The organism is Herbaspirillum sp. WKF16, assembly GCF_028993615.1.
Lineage (GTDB): Bacteria > Pseudomonadota > Gammaproteobacteria > Burkholderiales > Burkholderiaceae_D > Herbaspirillum.
Genome location: NZ_CP118632.1, coordinates 1792202 through 1818773 on the forward strand (window position 1 = coordinate 1792202; position 26572 = coordinate 1818773).

General features: G+C 66.1%; 17 protein-coding genes. 13 read left to right on the forward strand and 4 right to left on the reverse strand.

Translation table 11 applies throughout. From position 1 onward, the window contains the following. Positions 1–22 precede the first annotated feature (22 nt). Both Herbaro_RS08060 and Herbaro_RS08065 read left to right on the forward strand, forming a co-directional pair. A complete protein-coding gene (locus Herbaro_RS08060) occupies positions 23–466 on the forward strand; it encodes an Mpo1 family 2-hydroxy fatty acid dioxygenase (RefSeq protein WP_275013301.1) in 444 nt (147 codons plus the stop codon). 185 nt (positions 467–651) lie between these two features. Next, positions 652–1104: an outer membrane lipoprotein gene (locus Herbaro_RS08065; protein ID WP_275013302.1), complete on the forward strand. Its 453-nt coding sequence runs from the start codon at positions 652–654 to the stop codon at positions 1102–1104. Between the two features lie 66 nt (positions 1105–1170). Here Herbaro_RS08065 and Herbaro_RS08070 read toward each other — a convergent pair whose 3' ends face one another. From Herbaro_RS08070 to htpG, 3 genes are all read right to left on the reverse strand, one after another. Beyond that, entirely contained in the window at positions 1171–1758 is a 588-nt protein-coding gene (locus Herbaro_RS08070; protein WP_275013303.1) for a GNAT family N-acetyltransferase, read from the reverse strand. Beyond that, entirely contained in the window at positions 1733–2257 is a 525-nt protein-coding gene (locus tag Herbaro_RS08075) for an FUSC family protein (RefSeq protein WP_275013304.1), read from the reverse strand. Before Herbaro_RS08075 ends, Herbaro_RS08070 begins: the two co-directional genes overlap by 26 nt. A gap of 145 nt (positions 2258–2402) precedes the next feature. Then, positions 2403–4313, reverse strand: a complete 1911-nt coding sequence (gene htpG / locus Herbaro_RS08080; RefSeq protein WP_275013305.1) for a molecular chaperone HtpG — start codon at positions 4311–4313, stop codon at positions 2403–2405. 467 nt (positions 4314–4780) lie between these two features. Here htpG and Herbaro_RS08085 point away from each other — a divergent pair, with 467 nt between their 5' ends. The 6 genes from Herbaro_RS08085 to Herbaro_RS08110 all read left to right on the forward strand — a co-directional run bounded on the left by Herbaro_RS08085 (position 4781) and on the right by Herbaro_RS08110 (position 20269). Then, positions 4781–6454, forward strand: coding sequence for a TolC family protein (locus Herbaro_RS08085; protein ID WP_275013306.1), 1674 nt, complete (start codon positions 4781–4783; stop codon positions 6452–6454). Positions 6455–6468: 14 nt separating this feature from the next. Then, positions 6469–7245 carry an OmpA family protein gene (locus Herbaro_RS08090; RefSeq protein ID WP_275013307.1) on the forward strand — a complete coding sequence of 259 codons (777 nt, stop codon included), beginning with the start codon at positions 6469–6471 and terminating at the stop codon, positions 7243–7245. Further along, positions 7242–8606, forward strand: a complete 1365-nt coding sequence (locus Herbaro_RS08095; protein WP_342456509.1) for an HlyD family type I secretion periplasmic adaptor subunit — start codon at positions 7242–7244, stop codon at positions 8604–8606. The genes Herbaro_RS08090 and Herbaro_RS08095 overlap by 4 nt, the downstream gene beginning before the upstream one ends. A gap of 121 nt (positions 8607–8727) precedes the next feature. Next, positions 8728–10395, forward strand: coding sequence for a biopolymer transporter ExbB (locus Herbaro_RS08100; RefSeq protein WP_275013309.1), 1668 nt, complete (start codon positions 8728–8730; stop codon positions 10393–10395). Positions 10396–10436: 41 nt separating this feature from the next. Continuing rightward, the gene (locus tag Herbaro_RS08105; RefSeq protein ID WP_275013310.1) at positions 10437–12140 is read left to right on the forward strand and encodes a peptidase domain-containing ABC transporter; all 1704 of its coding nucleotides are present in this window, start codon (positions 10437–10439) and stop codon (positions 12138–12140) included. A gap of 89 nt (positions 12141–12229) precedes the next feature. Continuing rightward, positions 12230–20269 carry a calcium-binding protein gene (locus Herbaro_RS08110; RefSeq protein WP_275013311.1) on the forward strand — a complete coding sequence of 2680 codons (8040 nt, stop codon included), beginning with the start codon at positions 12230–12232 and terminating at the stop codon, positions 20267–20269. A gap of 42 nt (positions 20270–20311) precedes the next feature. Here the strand turns inward: Herbaro_RS08110 and Herbaro_RS08115 are convergent, their stop codons facing one another. Further along, positions 20312–21832: an aminotransferase-like domain-containing protein gene (locus tag Herbaro_RS08115; protein ID WP_275013312.1), complete on the reverse strand. Its 1521-nt coding sequence runs from the start codon at positions 21830–21832 to the stop codon at positions 20312–20314. Positions 21833–21946: 114 nt separating this feature from the next. Here Herbaro_RS08115 and Herbaro_RS08120 point away from each other — a divergent pair, with 114 nt between their 5' ends. The 5 genes from Herbaro_RS08120 (at position 21947) to Herbaro_RS08140 (ending at position 26572) form a co-directional block, all read left to right on the forward strand. Next, positions 21947–22996 carry a threonine dehydratase gene (locus Herbaro_RS08120; RefSeq protein ID WP_275013313.1) on the forward strand — a complete coding sequence of 350 codons (1050 nt, stop codon included), beginning with the start codon at positions 21947–21949 and terminating at the stop codon, positions 22994–22996. Position 22997: 1 nt separating this feature from the next. Beyond that, complete coding sequence (locus tag Herbaro_RS08125; RefSeq protein ID WP_275013314.1) at positions 22998–23594, forward strand: LysE family translocator; 597 nt, start codon at positions 22998–23000, stop codon at positions 23592–23594. Positions 23595–23638: 44 nt separating this feature from the next. Beyond that, positions 23639–24559: a DMT family transporter gene (locus Herbaro_RS08130; RefSeq protein ID WP_275013315.1), complete on the forward strand. Its 921-nt coding sequence runs from the start codon at positions 23639–23641 to the stop codon at positions 24557–24559. Between the two features lie 200 nt (positions 24560–24759). After that, entirely contained in the window at positions 24760–25218 is a 459-nt protein-coding gene (locus tag Herbaro_RS08135; protein ID WP_275013316.1) for a RidA family protein, read from the forward strand. A 157-nt stretch (positions 25219–25375) separates the two neighbouring features. Beyond that, a complete protein-coding gene (locus Herbaro_RS08140) occupies positions 25376–26572 on the forward strand; it encodes an aminotransferase-like domain-containing protein (protein ID WP_275013317.1) in 1197 nt (398 codons plus the stop codon).

Below are 26572 nucleotides of genomic sequence, written 5' to 3' on the forward strand. Positions count from 1 at the left end.
CCCACCCGCATCGGAGGCAGGCATGAACGATCTTTCGCAGCGCCGCATCGACCAGCTGCTCGCGCGCTACGGCGAGAGCCATCGCAATCCGATGAACGAGATCATCCATTGCGTCTGCATCCCGGCCATCGTGTTCTCGCTGCTGGGGCTGTGCTGGTCCGTGTCGCCGGCCGTGGCGCTGGTAGTGGCGGCGGCCTCGCTGGCGTATTACCTGCGCCTGTCGCCACCGTTCGCCGTGGGCATGATGGCGATGGCCGCGGTGATGCTGGTCCTGCTGGCCAGGCTGCCGTCCGGCGCGGTGCTGCCGGTGTCGGCGGTGGTGTTCGTGCTGGCCTGGATCGGGCAGTTCGTCGGCCACAAGATCGAGGGCAAGAAACCGTCTTTTTTTGAGGACCTGCGCTTCTTGCTGGTCGGGCCGCTCTTTGTGCTGGCCTTCCTGTACCGTCGCTGGCGGATCCGCTACTGAAAGGCGCATCCCGAGGTGTCGGCAAGCCGCCCGTTTGGCCGCGACGCTCGGCCAAACGGGCGGTTTGTATTAAGATGTAAAGAATTGTTTGCCGCCGCTCAAAAAGCGCGATCATGCCGATCGGCGGGGCGCAGGCAATCTATGCAGCCCGGTCGCCGGGCCAAATTTCAGTCGGAGTCTCAAGCATGAAAAAATTATTGTCGATCGCAGTATTGGGCGCCCTGGTGGCGGGTTGCGCCGTCGCGCCGAACTCGGCCAGCGTCTATAACACCCGCCAGGCGCAGGGTGAGCAGACCGTGCGCATGGGCGTGGTCGAATCCATCCGCAACGTGACCATTGACAAGGGATCGACCGGCGTCGGCACCCTGGGCGGCGCGGCGCTGGGTGGCATCGCCGCAGGTTCCAGCATCGGCGGCGGCAACGGCGCGCTGGCGGCCGGCATCGTCGGCGCCTTGGCCGGCGGCGTCCTGGGCAACCAGGCCGAAGCCCACCTGAACAATCGCCCTGGCCTGGAAATCACCGTGCGCCTGGACAACGGCGAACTGCGCGCCATCACCCAGGACGCCGACGAGCCGTTCCGCATCGGCGAACGCGTGCGCCTGCTGTCCAACGGCCGCACCACCCGCGTGACGCACTGATCATCCGGTCGGGCACGCAAAAAAAGCAGGACTTCGGTCCTGCTTTTTTCATGGGCGCTGCACATGTCAAAGGGGCTGGCGCTCCATCCATTCCTCTCGTCCGATCCGATACAGGCGGTGCAGCCGCAGCGGATGTTGCGGGGGCAGGCGCGGATGCAGGAAGTCTTCGCGGATGTCGCAGTGCATGCCCAGCCGCTGCATCACCGCCAGCGAGCGATGGTTGGCGGGCACCGTGAAGGAGACGATTTCCGGCAGGGCCAGCGCGGTGAAGCCGTAGTGCAGCGCCAGCGCCGCCGCTTCGCTGGCATAGCCGCGGCCCCACAGGCCGGCGTCGAGCCGCCAGCCGATCTCCACGGCCGGCGTGAAGCGGGCGTCGAAGGAGACCTTGAGCAGTCCCGCGAATCCGGCGAATCCGGTCACGCCGGGAATCTCCAGCGCCCAGGGGCCAAAGCCGTGTTCATCGAAATGCGCCTGGATGCGTTCGGCCACGGCATCGCTGTCGGCCCGGGTGAGCGTGGCGGGGAAATGCCGCATCACGCGGGGATCGGCGTTGATGGCGGCGAAAGGCGCGCGGTCGGCCGCGCGCCAGGGGCGCAGCAGCACCCGCGCGCCTCGCAGCACGCCGGCCTCAGGCGGGTGGCGGGGGGCCGTCATGGCCTTGCCGGTGCTTGACCAGCCAGATGTAGATCACGGTCTGCAGCAAGGCCACCGTGCTGCCGACGATGACTTCGCCCACCCGCATGAATGCCAGGTGCAGCTCCTGGTTCAGGCCGTTGCCGCTGAAGGCGGCCGAGAGCAGGATCACCACCGTGGCCGGCCCCAGGCGCCAGTTGCTGGGGTAGTTCTGCAGCAGCATGGCCACGATCACGGCGGCCGTCAGCGCCACCAGCATGGCCAGGAAGGTCGGGCCGAAGATCACCAGCGCGATGCACGACACCACGCAGCCGGAGAGGGTGTTGATCAGGCGCGCGCGGAAATTGGCCTTGGCCACCGTCATGTCGGGTTCGGTGACGATGATCAGCGAGATCATCGCCCAGTACGGCTCCTCGATGCCGGCCGCGCGCAGGCCGTACCACAGGATCAGGCAGCCGGAGAGGATCTTGACCAGGTAAGCCAGGGCGTTCTTGCGGGGAGTGATGAAGTTGAATTCCATTGCGTGCGGAGGTGGACGGGGCCCGATGCCCGATGGTACCCACGGATAGGCGGGCGCGGCAAGACACAGGCCGCTCCTGCGTCCATGAAAAACGCCGCCGCGCCATCCGGGGATGGGGCGGCGGCGCCATGCCGGACGATGTCGCTTATTTCGCGGCCATGCCCAGCAGCATGTCGTTCAAGCGCTTGACGAAGCCGGACGGGTCGCCCAGGGCGCCGCCTTCGGCCAGCAGGGCCTGATCGAACAGCAGGTGCGACCAGTCGTCGAAGCGCGCCTGCTCGTACTTCAGGCGCTGCACCAGCGGGTGGTCCGGGTTGATTTCCAGGGTCGGCTTGGACTCGGGCGCGTTCTGGCCGGCCGCCTTGAGCATGCGCAGCAGGTTGCCCGACAGCTCGTTCTCGTCGGCCACCAGGCAGGCGGGGGAGTCGGTCAGGCGGAAGGTGACGCGCACGTCCTTGGCCTTGTCGGCCAGCGCCTGCTTCATCTTCCCGACCAGCTCCTGGTAATCGGCCTGGGTTTGCTCATGCTGCTTCTTCTCGGCTTCGTTTTCCAACTGGCCGAGATCGAGGCCGCCCTTGGCCACCGAGGCCAGCTCGCGGCCGTCGAACTCGGTCAGGAAGGACAGCAGCCACTCATCCACGCGGTCGGTCATGAGCAGCACTTCCACGCCCTTCTTGCGGAAGATCTCCAGGTGCGGGCTGTTCTTGCCGGCCTGGTAGTTCTCTGCGGTGACGTAGTAGATCTTGTCCTGGCCTTCCTTCATGCGGCCCACGTAGTCGGCCAGCGATACGCTCTGGGCCTCGCTGTCGTTGTGGGTGGACGCGAAGCGCAGCAGCTTGGCCACGCGCTCCTTGTTGGCAGCGTCCTCGCCGATGCCTTCCTTGAGCACCTGGCCGAACTCGGTCCAGAAACCGGCGTACTTGTCCTTCTGCTCCTGCTCATCGCTGTTGGCCAGTTCTTCCAGCAGGCTCAGCACGCGCTTGGTGGAGCCTTCGCGGATGGCGCGCACGTCGCGCGACTCCTGCAGGATCTCGCGCGACACGTTCAGCGGCAGGTCGGCCGAATCGATCACGCCCTTGACGAAGCGCAGGTAGACCGGCATCAACTGCTCGGCATCGTCCATGATGAACACGCGCTTGACGTAGAGCTTGATGCCGCCGCGCTTGTTGCGGTCCCACATGTCGAACGGCGCGCGCGCCGGGATGTAGAGCAGCTGGGTGTATTCGCTGCGGCCTTCCACGCGGTTGTGGGTGTAGGCCAGCGGGGCGCCGAAGTCGTGCGAGACGTGCTTGTAGAACTCCTCGTACTGTTCCGGCGTGATGTCGGACTTGCTGCGGGTCCACAGGGCGCTGGCCTGGTTGACGGTTTCCAGTTCGTCGGTGGCGACGCTGGCCTTCTTCTCCTCGTCCCATTCTTCCTTGTTCATCAGGATGGGCAGCGAGATGTGGTCGGAATACTTGCGCACGATGGACTTGATCTGCCAGGCCGAGAGGAACTCGTCCTCGCCTTCGCGCAGGTGCAGGATGATGTCGGTGCCGCGGCCGGGCTTGTCGATGGCTTCCACCGAGAAGTCGCCGGCGCCTTCGGATTCCCAGCGCACGCCCTGGTCGGCCGGGGCGCCGGCGCGACGCGTTTCCACCGTGATGCGGTCGGCGATGATGAAGCCGGAATAGAAACCCACGCCGAACTGGCCGATCAGGGCCGCATCCTTCTGCTGGTCGCCCGAGAGCCGGGAGAAGAATTCCTTGGTGCCGGACTTGGCGATGGTGCCGAGGTGGGAGATCGCCTCGTCGCGGTTCATGCCGATGCCGTTGTCGGAAATGGTGATGGTGCGCGCCGCGGGATCGACGGCGATCTTGATCTTCAGCTCCGGATCGTCCTCGAACAGGCTGCCGTCGTTGATGGCCTCGAAGCGCAGCTTGTCGGCGGCGTCGGAGGCGTTGGAGACCAGCTCGCGCAGGAATATTTCCTTGTTGGAATACAGCGAGTGGATCATCAGCTGCAGCAGTTGCTTGACTTCCGCCTGGAAGCCCATGGTCTGTTTTTCGGTGGCCATGTTTGTGTCCTTATTCATGTTTCAGTCAGTACCGGAATTGTTGATGCAAATAATGGGGATAGGGAAAAACAATCGTGGATGAGCAGGATATAGGGAAGCAACTGTGGTTTTTCAACCGCATATTGGTGACTTTTATCAGTTTTTGTCAGGTTCCGGAATTTCCCGATACCGGGATGACATCGCGCTCCCGATAATGGCGAGCGTCGAAATAGATCAAGTCAATTGAAATTAAAAGATTTTTTCCCTTTTTTATGTAATTTTCCCGCCATGTACGGATGTTAGAATTCTTTTTGCCAAAATATAAAGATTTGTTGACATATAATCACCATTTCTTCTGGCCGAAGAATAAGAACAATACCTGGGCCTTGGGTTTAGACAGCAGGAACCGGTGCATGGGACTGCAGGTTTCTTTCTTATTCGTTGGATAGGGGCGGGGGGGCCGGCTGGAATGCCGGTTCGTGGCATTGATGATAGTTCTCAAAAGCAAGCGTTTTCTAATTAGCCTTTCCTTGGGCTTGACCGCGCACCAATTCGCCGGTGCCGCGGAAGAGCTGGCACCGCTGTCCGAGCCGCCCGCGCGCACGCCGTCCGCGGCGACAGCGCCCGCAGCTGTTGCGCCCGCATCGGCGCCTGCGGCATCCGTCCCCGAGAAACTGGAAGTGCCGCCGCAGATCCGCCTGGGCGCCAATCCGGCCGGCGTCGCCGCCGGCGAGGCCCGCCTGCCGGCGCTGCTACCGGTGGATGCCAAGAACGGCCCCAGCCCGGATGACGAGATCCTGGTGCTGCTGCGCCAATCCGACGCCGAATTCAGCGGCAACACCATCATCCTGCCCGAAGCGACCATCGTTCCCGAAGGCGCCCCGGTTCCCCGGCTGACGCTGTCGCAGGTGCTCGACCTGGCCCTGGACAATAGCTACAGCTACGCCGCCACCTCGGCCCAGGCCGACCAGGCCCGTTACCAGGCCAACGCCGCCCTGGGCCAGATGGGTCCGACCCTGGACTTGCGCGCGCAGAAGGGCAAGGAATACTCGTCGCCGTCCTCAGCCATCGATCCCAACACCGGACTGGTGCAAAAGGCCTCGGACCACAAGCGCTGGGACGTGACGGTGATCGGCCGCCAACCCGTGTTCGCGCCGGGCTCCTACTTCGACTACCGCAAATCCAGCACGCTGGCCGCCGCGGCCGACCTGCGCCGCGACGACGCGCGCGAAACGCTCTATTACAACTCCATCAAGGCCTACTACGACGTGATGCGGGCCTACGCGTCGCTGTCCTTCTCGCGCTCGTATTCGCAGCGCATGGACGCCTTGCTGGACTACATGCGCAAGCGCCTCGAAGGCGGCGGCGCCAGCCGCATCGATTTCGAGCGCGTGCGCGGCCGCTCGCTGACCGCGCAGGCCGCGGTGGCCGAAGCCGAAGGCGCGCTGGAGTCCGCCATGGTTTCTCTGAACCAGATCACCGGCCGCAAGATCGAGCAGGTCGAGGTGCCCGACCACATGATGCCTTCGGTGCCCGACAGCTCGAAGCTGGCGTTGAACAACGTCTACGAGAGCAACCCCGGCGTGCGCGCCGCGCGGCGCGATGTCGAGGCGGCCGGCCAGGAACTGAAGTCGGCGCGCGCCAAGTTCTCGCCGACCCTGGCCCTCGAATGGACGCAGCAGAAGACGCGCGGCGCCGGCGGCGCCATCGACACCAGCACCAACAGCCTGCAGCTGGCGACCGACCGCCGCCTGATGCTGGTGATGACCATGAACCTGCTCAACGGCGGCAGCGACATGTATTACACCAAGCAGATCGACGCCAAGTACGTCGAGAAAAGCAATACCGCGCTGGACCTGGAACGCAAGTTGCGTGAGCAGATCGAGATCAACTACCGCACGCTGGGCGCGGTCAGGAAACGCATGGACATTTCGCGCCAGGCCTACCTGACCAACGCCAATGTCGCCGACGTGTTCCTGGAACAGTTGTCGACCGGCAGCAAGCAGTTGCTGGACGTGCTGGATGCCTATCAACAGGCTTACCAGGCGCGCATGGACTTCGCGGCCCTGCTGTTCCAGCAGGCCGATATCAGTTACCAGATCCTGCGCAATACCGGCCGGGCGTCGTCGCTGACGACGCCGCCGGCGCAGGCATCCAAATAGTTCGGGGGAAGGGCATGGAGGGAGGAAAGGAACAGAATTTCTGGCCAGGCTTCGTGGACGCGCTGTCCAACGTGGTGCTGGTCATGATCTTCGTGGTCGTGGTGTTCGTCGTCACGCTGTTCTACTACTCGCAGAAGCTGGCCCAGATGAAGGTCAGCAAGCTGGTGTCGCAAAGCCAGACGCAGGCGGTGCAGGGCGTGGCCAAGAGCAAGCAGAACGATCTCATCAAGACGCCCGACGGCGCCGACGTCAACGTCTCCGACAGCAAGGCCGAGCGCGACCGCGCCGAGGAAGTGGTGCAGTTGAAGCGTGAAGTGGCCGACCTGAAAGCCAAGCTGGCCGCGGCGCCGCTGCAGTCGGACGCCGGCAGCATGCGCAGCGCGGCGGCGCCGTCCAGCCCGAACGCGATCCAGGTCAAGACCGATCCGACCAAGAGCGAAATCGCGCCGGGCGTGAAGATCGACGCCAACGACAAGGCCGTGGTGCTCAACTTCGACGCCGATTCCACGCAGTTGTCGGGCGACGGCACCAAGGCGCTGGATCGCAGCATCGGCGACTGGGTCAAGCGCGTCAAATCCAGCCAGGGCAAGATCGTGGTGACCGGCGTCATCAGCAGCGGCGGCTACAGCGACAGTCGCCGTCGCGCCTACTACCGGACCGTGGCCGTGCGCAATTACCTGATCGACGCCGGCGTCGAAAAGGAACGCGTGGTGAGCCGCGTGGCCACCGCCGAGAACGGCGATGAAAACGCCTCGCGCGTGATCGTCCAATACCAGGCAGGTGCAAAGTGACCATGTCCATCAAGCCCGGCGCCGCCCACGGGATCGCATCCCCGGGCAAGGGCTTCATGCGCCGGCTGGCGCCGCGGCTGGACCGCCGCCTGGGCGAATTGCGCACCATGCCGCGCCCGCGCCTGGCGGTGCTGGCCTGCGCCGCGCTGCTGCTGTTGCTGCTGGTGTGGTCGGTGTTCGCGCCGATCGACATGGTGGTGCGCGGCGCCGGGCGCATCGTTTCCTCCGAACACAACCAGGTGATCCAGCATCTGGAAGGCGGCATCGTCTCTTCCATCCTGGTGCGCGAAGGCGCGGCGGTGAAGAAGGGCCAGACGCTGATCTCGATTTCCGACGTGCGCGCCAACGCCGACCTGGGCGAGGGCCGCGTCAAGATCCTCGGCCTGCGCGCCAAGATCGCCCGTCTCGCGGCCGAGGCATCGGGTTCACCTGGGTTGCAGATGCCGGCCGATCTCGACCGCGCCGACCCGGCGGTGCAAAGCGAGCAGGCGGCCTTCGCCGCGCGCAGCGCCAAGGTGACGCAGGAACTGTCGGTGCTGCGCGAGCAATCGGCGCAGCGCCAGGCCGAGCTGGGCGAGGCGGTCAGCCGCCAGAAAAGCCTGGCCAGCGAACTCGACCTGGCGCAGCGCCAGTACAAGCTGATCCACGGCATGCTGGAGCGCAACGCCGCCTCCCAGCTGGAAGACATCCAGGCCCAGGCGCGCACCCAGGACGCGCAGAGCAAGCTGTCGGCCACCAATGCCATGATCCCGCGCCTGAACGCGGCCATCGCCGAGTCGCAGGCCAAGATGGGCGAGGCCTCCTCGCGCTTCCGTTCCGACGCCCGCACCGAGCTGACCGCGGCTGAAACCGAACTGGCGCGCCTGCAGGAAGAAATCAAGTCGCGCAACGACCGCGTCTCGCGCTCGGAAGTGAAGGCGCCGATGGACGGCGTGGTCAACCGCGTGATGATCAATACCATCGGCGGCGTGGTCAAGCCGGGCGACCCCATCATCGAGATGACGCCCAGCGATGACAAGCTGGTGATCGAAGCGAAGATTTCGCCGTCCGACCGCGCCCAGCTGATGACCGGCGCGCGCGCCCGGGTCAAGGTCTCGGCCTACGACTACGGCGTCTACGGCGCCATGGAAGGCGTGGTCACCGAGGTGTCGGCCGACACCGTGCCCGAAGAGCGCGGCGAACGCTTCTACCGCGTCAAGATCGAGGTCACCCGCGGCGCCGGCGAGCTCCAGCGCAACCTGGCGCTGATGCCCGGCATGACCGCCACGGCCGACGTGATCGTCGGCCGGCGCACCGTCTGGCAGTACCTGATGTCGCCGTTGTCGCGCTTCTCGCAAAGCGCCATGCGGGAGCCGCGATGAGCGCCGCCCGCGCCGCCGTTTCCCATGCCCGCCCGGCCGCTGACGCGGCGCGGGCGAAGCCCGTTTCAGTTTCACGTTTTGCCAGCATCCATCGCGTTCATTTCTCCGGAACTTCGCACGTATGAAAAACCTTCGTCAATTCTATGCACTTGCAGCCATCCCGACGCTACTGCTGCTGTTGGGTGGATTCCTGTTCCGGGACTTCGTCCTGCACGCGATTCACATCAACCCGTTCCTGAACCTGTTCATCATTTCGGTGGCGCTGTTCGGCGTGGCGCTGATCGGCTACAACCTGTGGCGCGTGAACTGGGAGCATGACAAGCTGATGCAGTTCTATGCGCGCACCAAGGCCGGCGAGTCGATGGACGACCTGGTCAAGGCGCCCGAGTTCGCCGGCACCGAGATCGGCCAGGTCCTGGTCAGCGTGGCCAGCACCAAGGGCCGCCTGACCTCGCGTATCGAACAGGAGACCATTGAAAGCTCGCTGAGCGACCTGCGCGCCCACCTCGAGGCCAAGACCGAGTTCCCGCAGTTCCTGACCGGCTTCATGATCGCGCTGGGTCTCCTGGGCACCTTTATCGGCCTGCTGGAAACCCTGGTCGGCACCGCCGCGCTGATCGACGGTTTCGGCAAGGCAGCCGGCGGCGGCGACATGGACGCCTCCTTCATGCGCCTGGTGGCCGACCTGCAAAAGCCGTTGGCCTCGATGGGCACCGCCTTCTCGGCCTCGATGTTCGGCCTGATCGGTTCGCTCGCCCTGGGCCTGACGCTGACCCCGCTGCGCGGCGCCGGCAAGAAGCTGGTGGCGCGCGCGCGCGAGTGCATCAGCGACATGGTGCAGCACGTGGTGCACGACATGTCCGGCCCGGCGGCGACGCAACGCCAGGGCGTGTCGGAAACCTTCCTGGCCGAGTTCCTGCAGGATCTGATGGTGCTGCAGCGCGAGTCCATCATGGCCGCGCGCAACAGTTCGGAAGCCTCGCTGCAGGCCGGCATCAAGCTGGAAGGCCTGAACGAGCGCTTGAACAATATCGTCCAGCTGTTTACGGACAGCATGGAAGAATCGCGCAACCTGCGCCAGCTGGTCGCCTTCGGCCCGCGCATGCATGAGACCGCGCAGCTGACGCTGGAAGAGATCCGCAACGTCGGCCAGATCATCAACACCAAGATCACCTCGGCGCGCGACCTGTCCGACAGCCTGTCGTCGCTGGAAGAGCGCCTCTCCATCAACGGCGACATCGCCAACCGCACCTTCGAAGTGCTGCCGCAGATCGTCTCCAACATCCAGGCCGGCCAGTCGGCGCTGTCGGTGTCGCTGACCTCGCTGCAGGCGCAGCAGACCGAAATCTCCAACATGAACGAGAAGAATGCGCAGAACATCGCGCAGCTGCCGGCCCTGTTGAACCAGATCTCGATCCGCCTGGCCGACGAGATGGGCGCCATCCAGTACCAGGGCGAAATCCAGTCCACCGTGGCGGCCCGCCTGAACGAGCTGGGCAGCACCATCGGCGAGAACTCCAGCAACATGGCGCGCGACGCCTTGTCGGCGCGCCAGCTGCAGATCGACCTGGCCAAGCACATGGCGATGCAGAACGACCGCGTCAAGAACCTGGGCGCGATCCCGCAATCGCTGACCTCGATCACCGAGGCGCTGATGCGCCAGAACATCAACTGGCAGACCGTCATCGAAGAAATGCGCACCGGCCGCCAGACCATGGTCAAGGACCTGCGCCTGGAACTGCGCGAAGCCATCCGCGAGATGTCCGCCAACCGCGGGGTGCAGCCCTGAGCGCCGCCTGAGGCGGCGCGGCGCAACCGGAGCATCCGACCATGAACGAAAGCGAACAGGTCCACATCGATCAGCCGCAAGTCCTCCAGGACCTGCGCAAGGATCCAACTTACCTGTCGCTGCTGCGCGCCTACGGCAGCCGCTTCGTCGAGATCGTCGTCGCAGGCGTCCTGGTCAACTTCCTGGGCCTGCTCATGCCGCTGTATTCGCGGCTGGTCTACGACAAGGTGATCGGCAACCATATTCCCGAGACCCTGTGGGCGCTGACCCTGGGCATGCTGCTGTTCATTGCGCTGGAGCTGGTGCTGCGCATCATCCGCGTGTACTACACGGAGCAGTTGGCGGGGCGCCTGGACACCGAGTTCGACGAGGTGTCGGCGCGACGCCTGCTGTCTTCCCGCGTCAACGCGCCGGTCGGCGTGGTGCTGGCGCGCTATCGCGACCTCTCCGCCGCGCGCGACCTGATGTCGTCCAATTACATGCTGCTGCTGGTGGACCTGCCGTTCCTGTTGCTGTATCTGGTGGTGCTGGGCCTGGTCGCCGGCCATCTGGTCTGGGTGCTGCTGGTGGGCGGCGCCATGCTGGTGGGCGCGCAGTTGCTGTTCAAGGTGCCGTCGCAGGACTATGCCAATGCCGCCATGAAAGCCGGCACCGGCAAGGTCGACAAGCTGGCCAGCATCGTCTACGGCATGGAAACGCTGAAGACCACGCCGCTGCAGCACCGCCTGATGCGCGCCTTCCTGTCGGACGCGACGGACAACGCCGTGGCGCAGGCCAAGAGCCGTTTCTGGACCAACGCAGGCTACGCGGTTTCCTCGGTCGGCTATACCTTCATCTCGGTGGCCACGCTGGTGGTCGGCGTCTATCTGGTGGAAGACAACGCACTGACGGTGGGCGCGCTGATCGCCGGTTCGCTGCTGATCAGCCGGGCCACCACCGTGCTGTCGTCGCTGGCGGCGCTGCTGGGCCGCATCGAAATGTTCCGCCGCGCGCGCGCCGAGTTCGACCAGTTGTTCGGCGAGGACGAGCAGCAGGTCACGGCCGATGTGCTGCGCCAGGAAATGCGCGGCCTGATCCAGGTCGGCAACCTGATGCTGCACTTGGACAAGAAGGAAACCCCCACGCTCAAGCACGTCTCGCTGACCATCCAGCCGGGCGAGAAGGTCGGCATCGTCGGCCGTTCCGGTTCCGGCAAGTCGACCCTGCTGCGCGCGCTGGCCGGCCTGCACAAGCCGGAAGAAGGGCATGTCCTGGTCGACGGCGTGGCCGTGAGCGCCTATGCCGCGGAGGTGCGCATGCGCAACATCGGCTTCAAGCCGCAGGAGCCGTTTGTCTTCGACGGCACGCTGGCCGCCAACATCTTCATCGGCGACCGCGTGCCCGGGCAGGTGTACGAGGCGGCGCTGGGCGTGTCCGGGCTGGACGAGCTGATCGCGCGCGGCGAGCTGCGCCTGGACCAGATGCTCAAGGCGCCCGGCAACCTTTCCGGCGGCCAGCGCCAGATGGTGGCGCTGGCGCGCGTGGTGGCGTCGGTGCCGCGCATCCTGCTGCTCGATGAGCCGACGACGGGCATCGACCAGCAGACCGAGGCGCGCATCATCGAACGCATGATCGCCTTCTCGGCGGGACGCACGCTGGTGGTAGCCACGCACAGCCCGGCGCTGCTGCGCCACGTGGACCGCATCATCGTCATCGACGGCGGCAGCATCGTGGCCGACGGGCCGCGCGAGCAGATCCTGCAATGATGCGCTAGTATTTTCTTGCTGACCGGCAAGCTCGTCATTGCGACTTGATGAAACAACAATTTTGAACTGACCTTCGACTGCGAGAAAACATGGCAACCGCAAGCTCATCACAAGCGAACTCCGCGGAAAAAGTCACCGGCCCGGTACGGGTGGTGATGCCCGACCAGAACGGCAGCTTCCAGCTCAACGCGCCGCGCGGCGCCGTGCAGCGCGTCCAGGTGGTGGACGTGGACATGGTGCTGCACATGGCCGACGGCACCAAGGTGGTGCTGGCCGGCGGCGCCATGGAAGCGATGGACGACAAGTCCAAGGTCAAGTTCTCCGACACCAGCGCCGACACCGGCAAGCTGCTCGACAGCGTGGGCAAGATCGCGCTGGCGCCCAACGACCAGTCGCGCATACTCAATTCCGATCCCATCGCCTCGCCCGACCGCGTGGCCACCGACGCCTCGGTGCAGAGCCCGCAGCACGTCAGCACCGACCGCAACGCCGCCAGCGTGGGCAGCGACGGCATCAGCCAGCTGGCCAAGATCATCAGCGAAAACTCGGGCTCGCTGACCACCAACGGCGTGCAGACCCTGTCGGTGCCGACCCAACCCACCGCCGATGCCTCGACCACCAGCGCGGCCTCCGCGCTGGTCGCCTCGCAAAGCACCAGCAGCAATGACGCGCCGGTGCGGCCGGTGGAAGTGCAAGCGCCGCCGGAACGCCCGGGCGTCATCCCGCCCACCGTGGTGATCGATCCTTCGGCGCCGACGCAGGCCGTCAAGCTGGTCAACCTGGCCACCGTCACCCAGGTCGGCACCACGCTCTACGGCAGCGCCGGCATCCCGACTTCCTCCACCGACGCGTCGCTGCCGCAGCAGTTCAGCACCCAGGTGATCAACGCCGGCAACGACGTCACCACGATCTACGCCGCCGGCAACAATAACGGCACCTTCGTGAAGGTGTTCAACGTCAACATCACCGGCACAGGCAATGTGCTGTCGGTGGTGATCTCGGGCGTGCCTTCCAACATGACCGTGCTCAACGGCACCGACCTGGGCGGCGGGAAATACTCGATCACCGTGGCCTCAGGCCAGAAGGACTTCAACATCCAGTTGCAGTACCAGACGGTGGAAGCGGATTCATCCTCCCCGGTGCACCAGGCCTTCGACCTGACGTTCACCACCGTCGTGGCGACCTCCAACGGCCAGCTCACCCTCAACGATTCGCGCCACGTGGCCGTCAAGGACGCCGGCGCCTACGGCGACCTGAACTACCTCGACCCCGCCACCGGCGACGCGGTGCTGGTGCTGCCGGCGCAAGGCGCGCCCCATGAGGTGCATGCCGACAACAACGCCGGCACCACCATCTACGGCAGCAACGCCAACGACCTGCTGTATGGCGGCACCGGTAACGACACCCTTTACGGCGGCACCGGCAATACCTTCTTCGAAGGCGGCGCCGGCGCCGACCGCCTGATCGGCGGCGTCAACAGCACCGGCACCAACGTCAACACCGCCAGCTATGCCAACTCCGGCGCGGGCGTGACCGTCGACCTGGTCAACGGCACCGGCGTGGGCGGCGACGCCCAGGGCGATACGCTGCTCAACATCCAGAACCTGAAGGGCAGCGCCTACAGCGACACCTTCATCGCCAATTCGGCGGTCAACCGCCTGGACGGCGGCTCGGGCGGCTCGGACACGGTGTCCTACCAGTATTCCGGCGCCGCCGTCACCGTCAACCTGATCACCGGCACCGGCACCGGCGGCGATGCCCAGGGCGACACCTATACCCATATCCAGAACGCCATCGGCTCGGCTTACGACGATGTCTTCATCGCCAGCACCGACGCCAATCGCTTCGAAGGCGGCGGCGGCTCCAATACGGTGTCCTACGCCAGCTCCGGCGCCGGCGTGAGCGTCAACCTGCAGACCGGCGTCGGCAGCGGCGGCTCGGCCGCCGGCGACACCTACGCGAACATCCAGAACGTGGTCGGTTCGGCCTATGACGATACCTTTGTCGGCAGCCTCGCGGCCAACAGCTTCGACGGCGGCAGCGGCGGCAACGACACCGTGAGCTATGCCGGATCGACTTCCGGCGTCTCGATCAACTTCGTGTCCGGCCGCGGCACCGGCGGCTACGCCGAAGGCGACACCTACAACCACATCCAGAACGCCATCGGCTCGGCCTACGACGACGTCTTCATCGCCGGCGTCGACAGCAAGAACTTCAACGGCGGCAGCGGCGGTTCCGATACCGTCAACTACGGCGCATCGACCGGCGCGGTCACGGTGAACATGATCACCATGAGCGGCAGCGGCGGCTATGCCCAGAACAACACCTACACCAACATCCAGAACATCGTCGGCAGCTCGTACTCCGACACCTTCATCGCCAGCGCCGCAGCCAATAATTTCAACGGCGGCCTGGGCGGCTCGGACACCGTCAGCTACGCCTTCTCGAACGCGGCGGTAACGGTCGACCTGTTCCACGGCACCGGCAGCGGCGGCTATGCCCAGGGCGACGTGCTGGCGCATATCCAGAACGCCATCGGCAGCGACTACGACGACATCTTCATCGCCAGCGCCGACGTCAATAATTTCAGCGGCGGCCTGGGTTCCAACACGGTCAGCTATTTCTATTCGACCGGCGGCGTCACCGTCGACCTGACCAACACCATCGGCACCGGCACCGGCGGCTTCTATGCCGCAGGCGATTCGTTCACCAACATCCAGAACCTCATCGGCAGCGTCTACGACGACACCTTCGTGGCCAGCGCCGACGCCAACAGCCTCGACGGCGGCGGCGGTTCGCTGCACAACCGCGTGAGCTACGCGGCCTCGACTGCCGGCGTGACGGTGGACCTGAACTACACCAACGGCACCGGCACCTTCGGCGGCTACGCCCAGGGCGACAAGCTCGCCAATATTCAGGACCTGACCGGCGGCGCCGGCGACGACACCTTCGTCGCCAGCCTGGCGGAAAACAATTTCGAGGGCGGGGCGGGCTCCAACCGCGTGAGCTATGCCGCCTCCAATGCGGCGGTGACGGTCGACCTGGTGCTGGGCGTGGGCACCGGCGGCTACGCCAACAACGACACCTACGCCAACATCCAGAACGTCACCGGATCCAATTTCGACGACCTGTTCATCGCCAGCCTGGCAGCCAACAAGTTCGACGGCGGCCTGGGCAACAACACCGTCAGCTACGCCAAGGCCGGCGACGGCAACGGCGTGACCGTCGACCTGTTCAACGGCGTGGGCAGCAACGGCTTCGCCGCAGGCGACACCTACGCGAATATCCAGAACGTGATCGGCACCGCCTATGACGATACGTTCATTGCCGACGCGAATCACAACACCTTCACCGGCGCACAAGGTTCGGACACGGTCAGCTACCGGTATTCGACCGCAGGCGTCACGGTCAATCTCGTGACCGGCCTGGGCACCGGCGGCTTTGCCGACGGCGACGTCTATTCCGGCATCGAAAACGTGGTCGGATCCGCTTCCGACGACCTGATCGTGGCCAGCAGCGACGCCAACGTCATCGATGGCGGCGTCAGCACCGCAAGTTCCCACAATCGCGTCAGCTACGCCAGTTCCGACGCCGCCGTCACGGTCGACCTGACCTATACCGACGGCACCGGAACCTCGGGCGGATATGCTGCCGGCGACAAGTTGTCCAATATCCAGGATCTGACGGGCAGCATCTACGACGACACCTTCGTGGCCAGCCAGGCCGCGAACAATTTCGACGGCGGCGGCGGCTCTCTGCACAATCGCGTCAGCTACGCGCATTCCACGGTCGGCGAAACCGTCGACCTGGTCAACGGCGTCGGCAGCGGCGGCGCCGGCAGCTTCGCCGCGGGCGACACCTACGTCAACATCCAGGACGTGACCGGCGGTTCCGGGGACGACCTGTTCATCGCCAACAGCGCAGCCAACAGGTTGGACGGCGGCGCCAGCACCGCAAGCTCGCACAACCGCGTGAGCTACCAGTATTCGACGGTCGATGAAACCATCGACCTGGTCACCGGGCAGGGCAGCGGCGGCGCGGGCAGCCTGGCCAACGGCGACACCTACGCCAACATCCAGGACGTCACCGGCGGCGCCGGCAACGACACCTTCGTCGCCAGTACGGCGGCCAACAACTTCGAAGGCGGAGGCGGCACGCATAACCGCGTGAGCTATGCCAATTCGTCGGTTGCCGAGACGGTGGACCTGATCGCCGGCACCGGCAGCGGCACTTATGCCGCCGGCGACACCTATGCCAACATCCAGGACGTGACCGGGGGCGGCGGCGACGACACCTTCATCGCCAGCGCCGCAGCCAACAACTTCGAAGGCGGAGGCGGCGCGCACAACCGCGTGAGCTACGCCAGCTCGACCGTGGCCGAAACGGTCAACCTGTTCACCGGCCAGGGCAGCGGCGGCGCGGGCAGCCTGGCCAACGGCGACACCTACGCCAATATCCAGGACGTCACCGGCGGCCTGGCCGACGACCTGTTCATCGCCAACGCGGCGGCGAACCGGTTCGACGGCGGCATCAGCACCGCGACTTCGCACAACCGCGTGAGCTACCTCAACTCGAACGTCGATGAAACCGTCAACCTGGTCACCGGCCAGGGCAGCGGCGGCACCGGCAGCCTGGCCAACGGCGACACCTACGTCAACATCCAGGACGTGACCGGAGGCGGGGGCAACGACACCTTCTACGGCAATACGGCGGCCAACAATTTCGAGGGCGGAGGCGGCACGCACAACCGGGTGAACTACAGCACGTCGACCGTGGCCGAGACGATCAACCTGTTCACCGGGCAGGGCAGCGGCGGCGTGGGCAGCCTGGCCAACGGCGACACCTACGCCAACATCCAGGATGCCACCGGCGGCCTGGCCGACGACCTGTTCGTGGCCAGCGCCGCGGCCAACTTCTTCGACGGCGGCGCCAGCACGGCGGCTTCGCACAATCGCGTGAGCTACCTCAACTCGACCGTCGATGAAACCATCGACCTGGTCACCGGCCAGGGCAGCGGCGGCGCGGGCAGCCTGGCCAACGGCGACACCTACGCCAACATCCAGGACGTCACCGGCGGCGCCGGCAACGACACCTTCGTCGCCAGCACGGCGGCCAACAACTTCGAAGGCGGAGGCGGCACGCATAACCGCGTGAGCTATGCCAATTCGTCGGTTGCCGAGACGGTGGACCTGATCGCCGGCACCGGCAGCGGCACTTATGCCGCCGGCGACACCTATGCCAACATCCAGGACGTGACCGGGGGCGGCGGCGACGACACCTTCATCGCCAGCGCCGCAGCCAACAACTTCGAAGGCGGCGGCGGCGCGCACAACCGCGTGAGCTACGCCAGCTCGACCGTGGCCGAAACGGTCAACCTGTTCACCGGCCAGGGCAGCGGCGGCGCGGGCAGCCTGGCCAACGGCGACACCTACGCCAATATCCAGGACGTCACCGGCGGCCTGGCCGACGACCTGTTCATCGCCAACGCGGCGGCGAACCGGTTCGACGGCGGCGTCAGCACCGCGGCTTCGCACAACCGCGTGAGCTACCTCAACTCGAACGTCGATGAAACCGTCAACCTGGTCACCGGCCAGGGCAGCGGCGGCACCGGCAGCCTGGCCAACGGCGACACCTACGTCAACATCCAGGACGTGACCGGAGGCGGGGGCAACGACACCTTCTACGGCAATACGGCGGCCAACAATTTCGAGGGCGGAGGCGGCACGCACAACCGGGTGAACTACAGCACGTCGACCGTGGCCGAGACGATCAACCTGTTCACCGGGCAGGGCAGCGGCGGCGTGGGCAGCCTGGCCAACGGCGACACCTACGCCAACATCCAGGATGCCACCGGCGGCTTGGCCGACGACCTGTTCGTGGCCAGCGCCGCGGCCAACTTCTTCGACGGCGGCGCCAGCACCGCAAGCTCGCACAACCGCGTGAGCTACATCAACTCGACCGTCGATGAAACCATCAACCTGCTGAATGGCACCGGCAGCGGCGGCGCGGGCAGCCTGGCCAACGGCGACACCTACGCCAACATCCAGGACGTGACCGGCGGCAGCGGCAACGACACCATCGTCGCCAACGCCGCCGCCAACAGCCTCGATGGCGGCCTGGGGTCGAATACGGTCAGCTACGCCGGCTCAAGCAGCAGCAACAACTCCACCGGCGTCACGGTCAACCTGTCCACCGGCGTGGGCAGCGGCAACTACGCCCAGGGCGATACCTACGCCAACATCCAGAACGTGATCGGCAGCGCCTTCGCCGACACCCTGACCGGCGCCAACTACGATGCCGTCAACAACGTCGGCGTGGTCTCGGTGCTGACCGGCGGCGCCGGCGCCGACCTGCTGACGGCGATTGCCGCCAACCGCGCCTCTACCTATGCCAGCTACGCGGGTTCGGGCTCGGTGACGATCAACCTGCAGGCGGGAACCGGCAGCGGCAACGATGCCCAGGGCGACGTGCTGGTCAACATCGACAACGTGATCGGCGGCGGCGGCGACGATGTGTTCTATGCCAGCAGCTTCGCCAACAAGCTCGATGGCGGAGCCGGTTCGGATACCGTCAACTATTCGTTGTCCACCAGCAGCAACGGCACCACCGGCGTGACGGTCAACCTGTCCACCGGCGTGGGCAGCGGCAACTACGCCCAAGGCGATACCTACGCCAACATCGAGAACGCGGTCGGCAGCGCCTACAACGACACGCTGACCGGCTTTGCCACGGTGGGAACCCAATCGGTACTGGAGGGCGGCGCCGGCGCGGACACCATCACGGCCATCGCGGCCAACCGCGCCAGCACCTATGCGTCCTATGCCGGCTCGGCGCTCGGCGTGACGATCGACCTGAAGAACGGCAGCGGCACGGGCGGCGACGCGCAGGGCGATATTCTGGTCAACATCGACAATGTCATCGGCAGTACGCACGACGACCTCTTCAAGGCCAGTACGCAAGCCAACATCTTCACCGGAAACGGCGGCACCGATACGGTGAGCTACGAGTACGACACCGGCGGGGTGACGGTCGACCTCACCAACACGCTGGCCGCCAGCGGAACCTATGCCCTGGGCGACAAGTTCAACGGCATCTCGAACCTCATCGGCGGATCCGGCAACGATACCTTCTACGCCAGCAACGTGGCCAACAGCTTCGAGGGCGGCGCCGGCTCCAACACCGTCAACTACGCGCGTTCCGGCACCGCCGCGGTGACCGTCGACCTGTACAACCACAACGGCAGCGGCGGCTATGCCGCCAACGACCACTACGCCAACATCCAGAACGTGGTGGGTAGCGCCGGCAACGACACCTTCTATGCAGACGGCAACGCCAACACCTTCACCGGCGGCGGCAACATAGGCGGCGGCACCGGCGCCGGCACCGGCGACACCGTCAGCTACTACTACGCCAACAGCGGCTCATCCAGCGCGGCCATCGTCGCCAACCTGGCCACCGGCCAGGGCAGCGGCGTGGGCAGCGACGCCAATGGCGACAAGTACATCGGCATTTCCAACCTGGAAGGCAGCGCCTACGTCGACAATACCCTCACCGGCGACGCCAACGGCAACATCCTGACGGTGCGCGGCACCGGCACCACCAATACCCTCAGCGGCGGCGGGGCGGGCGCCGGCCAGACCGACGTGTTCAACGTGCTGGAAGGCGCGCACAACACCGTCACGGTCGGTGCGGGGACCAACATCATCAACGTCAGCGCCGGTTCCCACAGCACGGCGGGCGCGCAGAGCGATATCGTCAACAAGGATACCGGCACCACCAACATCGTCTCCATCAACGGCGTGGCGGGCACCACCACCTTGCACTTCGACGATCTCGGCAACTCGCTCTCGCTGAGCAATTTCTCCAGCAAGGTCAGCGGCATCACGACGCTGGACGTGACCACGGGCGCGTCAACCAACATCGTGATCACCGCCGACGACGTGATCAAGATGGGCATCGCCAGCGGCGCCACGTCGCACCTGCTGACGGTCAAGATGAACGCCTCGGAGAGCTTGCAGATCATGGCCAACGGTTCGGACCATTACGTCTACTTCCCCGGCACGACCGACTACGCCTTCTACAACGCCAGCAACCAGGAAATCGCGCGCATCCACCTCGTGACCGCCTGACGAGGAGGGCGGGTCGCCATCCGCAAGCGGATGGCGGCCGCTTCAGCGCCCCAGCTCCTTCTCCAGGAAGCGCCAGATCCCCGGATCGGCCATGCTGGCGACGTTGATGCGCATGCGCGTGGAAGGCAGCTGGGAAGGCGAGAACAGGCTGCCCGGCGCCAGCAGAAAGCCGTGCTCCATGGCCTTTTCGGTCAGCACGTTGGTGTCGCAGCGCGCATCCACCCACAGGAACATGCCGCAGGGCGGCAGGTCGCCGACCTCCACGCCCAGCTTCTCGAGTTGCCGCGCCACCTTGTCGCGCGCGCCGTTCAAGCGCGTGCGCAGGCGTTCGGTGTGCTTGCGGTAATGTCCCTCCGAGAGCACCTTGTAGGCCACCCGTTCGCCGATCTCGCCGGTGGTCAGGGTCGAGAGCATCTTGCGGTCGGCCAGCTGGCGCGCCAGCTCGGCCGAGGTGGCGATGAAGCCCACGCGCAGGTTGGCCGACAAGGTCTTTGAAAATCCCCCCAGGTAGATCACCCGGTGCAGCTGGTCCAGCGCCGCCACGCGGGTGGCGGCCTGCACCGGCGAACCCGGGTGCATGTCGCAATAGATGTCGTCCTCCACGATGATGAAGTCGTGTTCCTCGGCGATGCGCAGCACCTGGAACGCCTTGGCGGCGGTCATCGAGGCCGAGGTGGGGTTGTGCAGCACCGAGTTGGTGACGAACAGCTTGGGCTTGTGCAGCGCCGCCAGCTCGGCCAGGCGCACGATGTCGGGGCCGTCGGCCAGGCGCGGGATGCCGACCACCTTGGCGCCCAGCGCGGCGAACGAGCCGAACATCAGGAACCAGGCCGGATCGTCGACGAAGATCACGTCGCCGGGGCGCAGGAAGTGGCGCGCCACGGTGTCCAGCGCCTGGGTCACGCCGGTGGTCAGCACGATCTGCTCGGGCGCGGCGGCGATCTCCAGTTCGGCCAGCTTGAGCTGCAGCTGGTGCCGCAGCGGCAGGAAGCCCTGCGGCGTGCCGTAGCCCAGCAGCAGCGAGGGATTGTCGCGGCTGATCGCGCGCAGCGCATTGGCGATCAGTTCGCCATCCAGCCAGTCGGACGGCAGCAGGCCGCCGCCGGGCATCTTCGAGGCCGGCATCTGGCGGAACATGTTGCGCACCAGCCAGACCACATCCAGCCCGCCCTCGGCCGCTTCATGCGCGGTCGCGGCGCGCGCCGGGTCGGCGCCGTAGCCGCCGGCCATGGGCGAGCGTTCCCGCACATAGAAACCCGAGCCGCGGCGCGACTCCAGGAAGCCTTGCGCCACCAGCCGGTCGTAGGCCTCTACTACCGTGAAGCGCGAGACCGCATGGGTGTCGGCGAACTGCCGGATCGAGGGCATGCGCGCGCCGGTGCGCAGGAGCTTGTCGTCGATGCGCGAACGGATGCCGCGCACGATCTGTTCCACCAGCGAGTCGCCACTCTCGCGCGAGAGCAGCGGCCAGCCGGGCAGGGCGGCGTCGCTGCTGGCGGCATTGGCGGCGGCCGGGGCGGAGAGGCGCGGGGCGGGGCGGGAATGCTTGGCTGTATTGGTCATTTTACCGTGACAATGTTTGGAATTATTTCAAAAACTGTATAGGTTCTGTACAGGTATTGTCCGTTACGATGGCTTCCATTGCAAGACCGAACACATCGTCACCCAGGAGACCCCATGACCCAAGCCGCCCGCGAATTGCTGCCCAACCGCGCCGAGATCGAACAGGCCGCGCAAGTGGTCTACGGCGCCATGGCGCCGACGCCGCAGCTGTCCTGGCCGCTCCTGAACCGCGCGTTGGGCGCCCAGGTCTGGGTCAAGCATGAGAACCACGCCCCCACCGGCGCCTTCAAGGTGCGCGGCGGCATGGTCTACATGGACAAGCTGGCCCGCGAGCAGCCGCAACTGGCCGGCGTGATTTCCGCCACACGCGGCAACCATGGGCAATCCATCGGGCTGGCCGCCGCGCGCTTCGGCATCGCCGCCACCATCGTCGTCCCCGAAGGCAACAGCCGCGAGAAGAACGCCGCCATGCGCGCGCTGGGCGTGTCGCTGGTGGAGCACGGCAGCGAGTTCCAGGAGAGCCGCGAGCATGCCCAGCAGCTGGCCCGGGAGCGCGGGCTGCACATGATTCCCTCCTACCACCGCGACCTGGTGGCGGGCGTGTCCACTTACTGGATGGAGCTGTTCGCCGCCCAGCCCGACCTCGACCTGGTGCTGGTGCCGGTCGGCCAGGGTTCCGGCATGTGCGGGGCGGTGGCCGCGCGCAACGCGCTGGGCCTGAAGACCCGGGTGATCGGCGTGGTGTCGGCGCATGCGCTGGCCTACAAGCTGTCCTTCGAGCAGGGCGCGGCGGTGGAGTCGCCGGTGTCCACGCGCATCGCCGACGGCGTCGCCTGCCGGGTGCCGGACGAGGCTTCGCTGGCGGTGCTGCGCGCCGAGGTGGATGAGGTCGTCGCCGTCACCGACGACGAGGTGATGGACGCCATGAAGCTGTATTTCATCGCCACCCACAACGTCGCCGAAGGCGCCGGCGCCTGTGCGCTGGCGGCGGCGCGCCAGCTGGGCGCGCGCCTGCATGGCCGCAAGGTCGGCCTGACGCTGTCCGGCGGCAACGTCGATCATGACGTGTTCGCCCGCGTGCTGGCGCGCGAGTCGGCGGTCGCCGGGGTGCTGGACGCCGACGCTTCGCCGCCGTCCCCGGCGCGCGGCGGGGAAGGGCGCTGACATGGAAGCCTTGCTGCCGCTGATCTCGTTCGCCTTCGTCTCTTCCATCACGCCGGGGCCGAACAACATCATGCTGACCTCGTCGGGCATCTGGTTCGGCTTCCAGCGCTCGGTGCCGCACATGCTGGGCATCACTTTCGGCTTCGGCGTGCTGCTGGCCTTATGCGCATTCGGTATAGGCGCGGCGGTGATCGCGGTGCCGGAACTGGTGCTGCTGCTCAAGGCGCTGGGCTCGGCCTATCTGCTGTACCTGGCCTGGCAACTGCGCGGCATGCGCATGGCCGGCGCGGTGGAGGGGGCGGCGCGGCCGATGTCGTTCCGGGCCGCGGCGGTGTTCCAGTTCGCCAATCCCAAGGCCTGGGTGATGGCCGTCACCGGCGCCTCTGCCTTCATGCCGATGCTGCATAACCATCCCGTGTGGCTGGCGATTTTGCTCTACTGCCTGGTGTTTTGCGCCATCAACCTGCCATGCGTGTCGGTCTGGGCCGGCGCCGGCGCGATGCTGCGGCGCTACCTGGAGCGGCCGCTGTGGCGCGGCGTCTTCGCCGCCACGATGATCTTGCTGACCTTGTATTCGGCGCTGGCGATCTGGTTCTGACGGCACGGCAAATCCATCACACTATTCTCCGAGGAGCGACAACCATGCAGGCGCAATCCAAACCAGCCGGCGCGCAAGCCGTCCAGGGCACGGCGACAGGCAGTGAATCCAGGGGCATGTGGCTGGGACTGGTCGGCGTAGCGGTGTTCAGCCTCACGCTGCCGTTCACCCGCATCGCGGTGGCCGAACTCAATCCGGCCTTCGTCGCCTTCGGGCGCGCCGTGGTGGCCGGCCTGTGCTCGCTGGCGCTGCTGGCGTGGATGCGGGCGCCGCGTCCGAACGCGCGGCAATTGCGCGGGTTGGTGATCACGGCGCTGGGCGTGGTGGTGGGTTTCCCGCTGTTCTCTTCGATCGCCATGCGCTACGTGCCGGCCGCGCACGGCGCGGTGGTGGTCGGGCTGCTGCCGCTGGCCACTGCGCTGTTCGGCGCGCTGCGCTTCGGCGAGCGGCCGTCGGCGGGCTTCTGGCTGGCGGCGCTGGCGGGCTCGGCCATCGTCATCGGCTTCGCCCTGCGCGAGGGCGGCGGCAGTTTCCACGCGGCGGATTTCGCGCTGTTCGCGGCGGTGGTGACGGCCGCCATGGGCTACGCCGAGGGCGGCCGCCTGTCGCAGACCATGGGTGGCCAGCAGGTGATCGCCTGGGCGCTGGTGGTGTCGCTGCCGGTGACCGTGCCGGTCTCGGCCTGGCTGGTCTGGACCTACGGCGCCACGGCCTCGCCGGCGTCGTGGCTGGCCTTCGGCTATGTCTCGCTGTTCTCGATGTTCATCGGCTTCTTCTTCTGGTACAAGGGCCTGGCGCTGGGCGGCATCGCCCGCGTCGGACAGGTGCAATTGTTGCAACCTTTCATGACCCTGCTGGGGGCGGCGGTGATCGTCGGTGAAACCCTGGATGCGAGCAACCTGCTGTTCGCGCTGGCGGTGATCGTGGTGGTGGCGATCGGGCGCCGCATGGCGGTGCGGCGCTGAGGGTGCGCGCGGCAGGGCTGTCGAGCGCATGAGCGGCCGCTTCTTGCTCGGCGGGAAGCCTCGCCGGCTAGCCCATTGCGAGCCCGATTGTGCGGCTAAACGCGTCGATATTTGAGATAATCGAACACTTATTTTTCTTAACGAGCAACGCCCGCCTGGCCAACCCGGGACGCGGGGCGATGCACCACAAGGAGCACTGCATGTCCGTCTACGAAAAGCTGAAAGCACTCAACATCGAACTGCCCGCCGTGGCAACCCCGGCGGCGGCGTATGTGATGTATGCGCAATCCGGCAACACCGTCTTCCTCTCCGGCCACCTGGCCAAGAAGGACGGCAAGGTGTGGGTCGGCCAGCTTGGACGCGACATCGGCACCGACGATGCAAAGCAGGCTGCGCGCGCAGTGGCGATCGACCTGATCGCCACCCTCCAGGCGGCTTGCGGCGGCGACCTCACCCGCGTCAAGCGCATCGTCAAGCTGATGAGCCTGGTCAACTCGACCGGCGAATTCACCGAGCACCACCTGGTGACCAACGGCGCCTCCGAACTGATCGGCGAAGTCTTCGGCGAGACCGGCAAGCATGCCCGTTCTGCCTTCGGCGTGGCGCAGCTGCCCATGGGCGCCTGCGTCGAGATCGAAATGATCGCCGAGATCGCGTAAGCGTTCTTCCGCAGTTCGCAGCAAACCGCTCCGGCCGCCAGAAGCCGGACGGCGCCCGGCCCATCCGTGGCGATACAGACAGAACAAGCGACCGGGACTTTTTTGCCGCAGGCCCTCTTGCCGCGGCCGGTCGCCACCACCTCATAGCAGAAACACCATGAAACTCGACAACCCCGCTCCGCTTCAATGGCAGTTTTCGCATCGCGCCGAAGCGATGAAAAGCTCGGCGATCCGTGAAATCCTCAAGGTGACGATGCGTCCCGACATCACCTCGTTCGCCGGCGGCCTGCCTTCGCCGCTGACCTTCCCGGTGGAGCACATGAAGGCCGCGTTCGACCGCGTGCTGACGCAGCAGGGCAAGACCGCCCTGCAATACGGCCCGACCGACGGCTACCTGCCGCTGCGCGAATGGATCGCCGGCTCGCTGTCGGCCGACGGCGCCCCGATCCTGCCGGAGCAGGTGCTGATGGTGTCGGGTTCGCAACAGGGCCTGGACCTGCTGGGCAAGGTGCTCATCGACGAGGGCAGCAAGGTGCTGGTCGAGACCCCCAGCTACCTGGGCGCGCTGCAGGCCTTCGCGCTGTATGGCGCCAAGTTCGAGTCCGTCCCCAGCGATGAAAACGGCCTCAAGCCGGAAGCCATCGACGCCATTGCCGACGGCGCGCGCATGCTGTACTCGCTGCCCAACTTCCAGAACCCGACCGGCCGCACGCTGCCCACCGAACGCCGCCACCAGCTGGTCGAGACCTGCGCCCGCCTGGGCCTGCCGCTGATCGAGGACGATCCCTACGGCGCCCTGAGCTACCGCAAGGATCCGCTGCCCAAGATGCTGTCGATGAACCCGTCGGGCGTGATCTACATGGGCTCCTTCTCCAAGGTGCTGACTCCCGGCATCCGCCTGGGCTACGTGGTCGCGCCGCGTCCGCTGATCCTGAAGATGGAGCAGGCCAAGCAGGCCACCGACCTGCACACCGCCCAGCTGACCCAGATGGTGGTCTACGAGGCGATCAAGGATGGCTTCCTGGACCAGCACGTGCCGACCATCCGCAAGCTCTACGGCGACCAGTGCCAGGCCATGCTGGACGCGCTGCAGCAGTATTTCCCGGCCGGCTGCTCGTGGAGCAAGCCGGAAGGCGGCATGTTCGTCTGGGTCACGCTGCCCGGGCATATCGACGCCGGCGCGCTGCTCAACGAAGCGGTCGAGCAGGAGAAGGTGGCCTTCGTGCCCGGCGCGCCGTTCTTCGCCAACACGGCCGAGCACAACACGCTGCGTCTGTCCTTCGTCACCGTGCCGCCGGAGCAGATCCGCGCCGGCATGGAGCGCCTGGGCAAGCTGATCGCCTCCAAGCTGTGA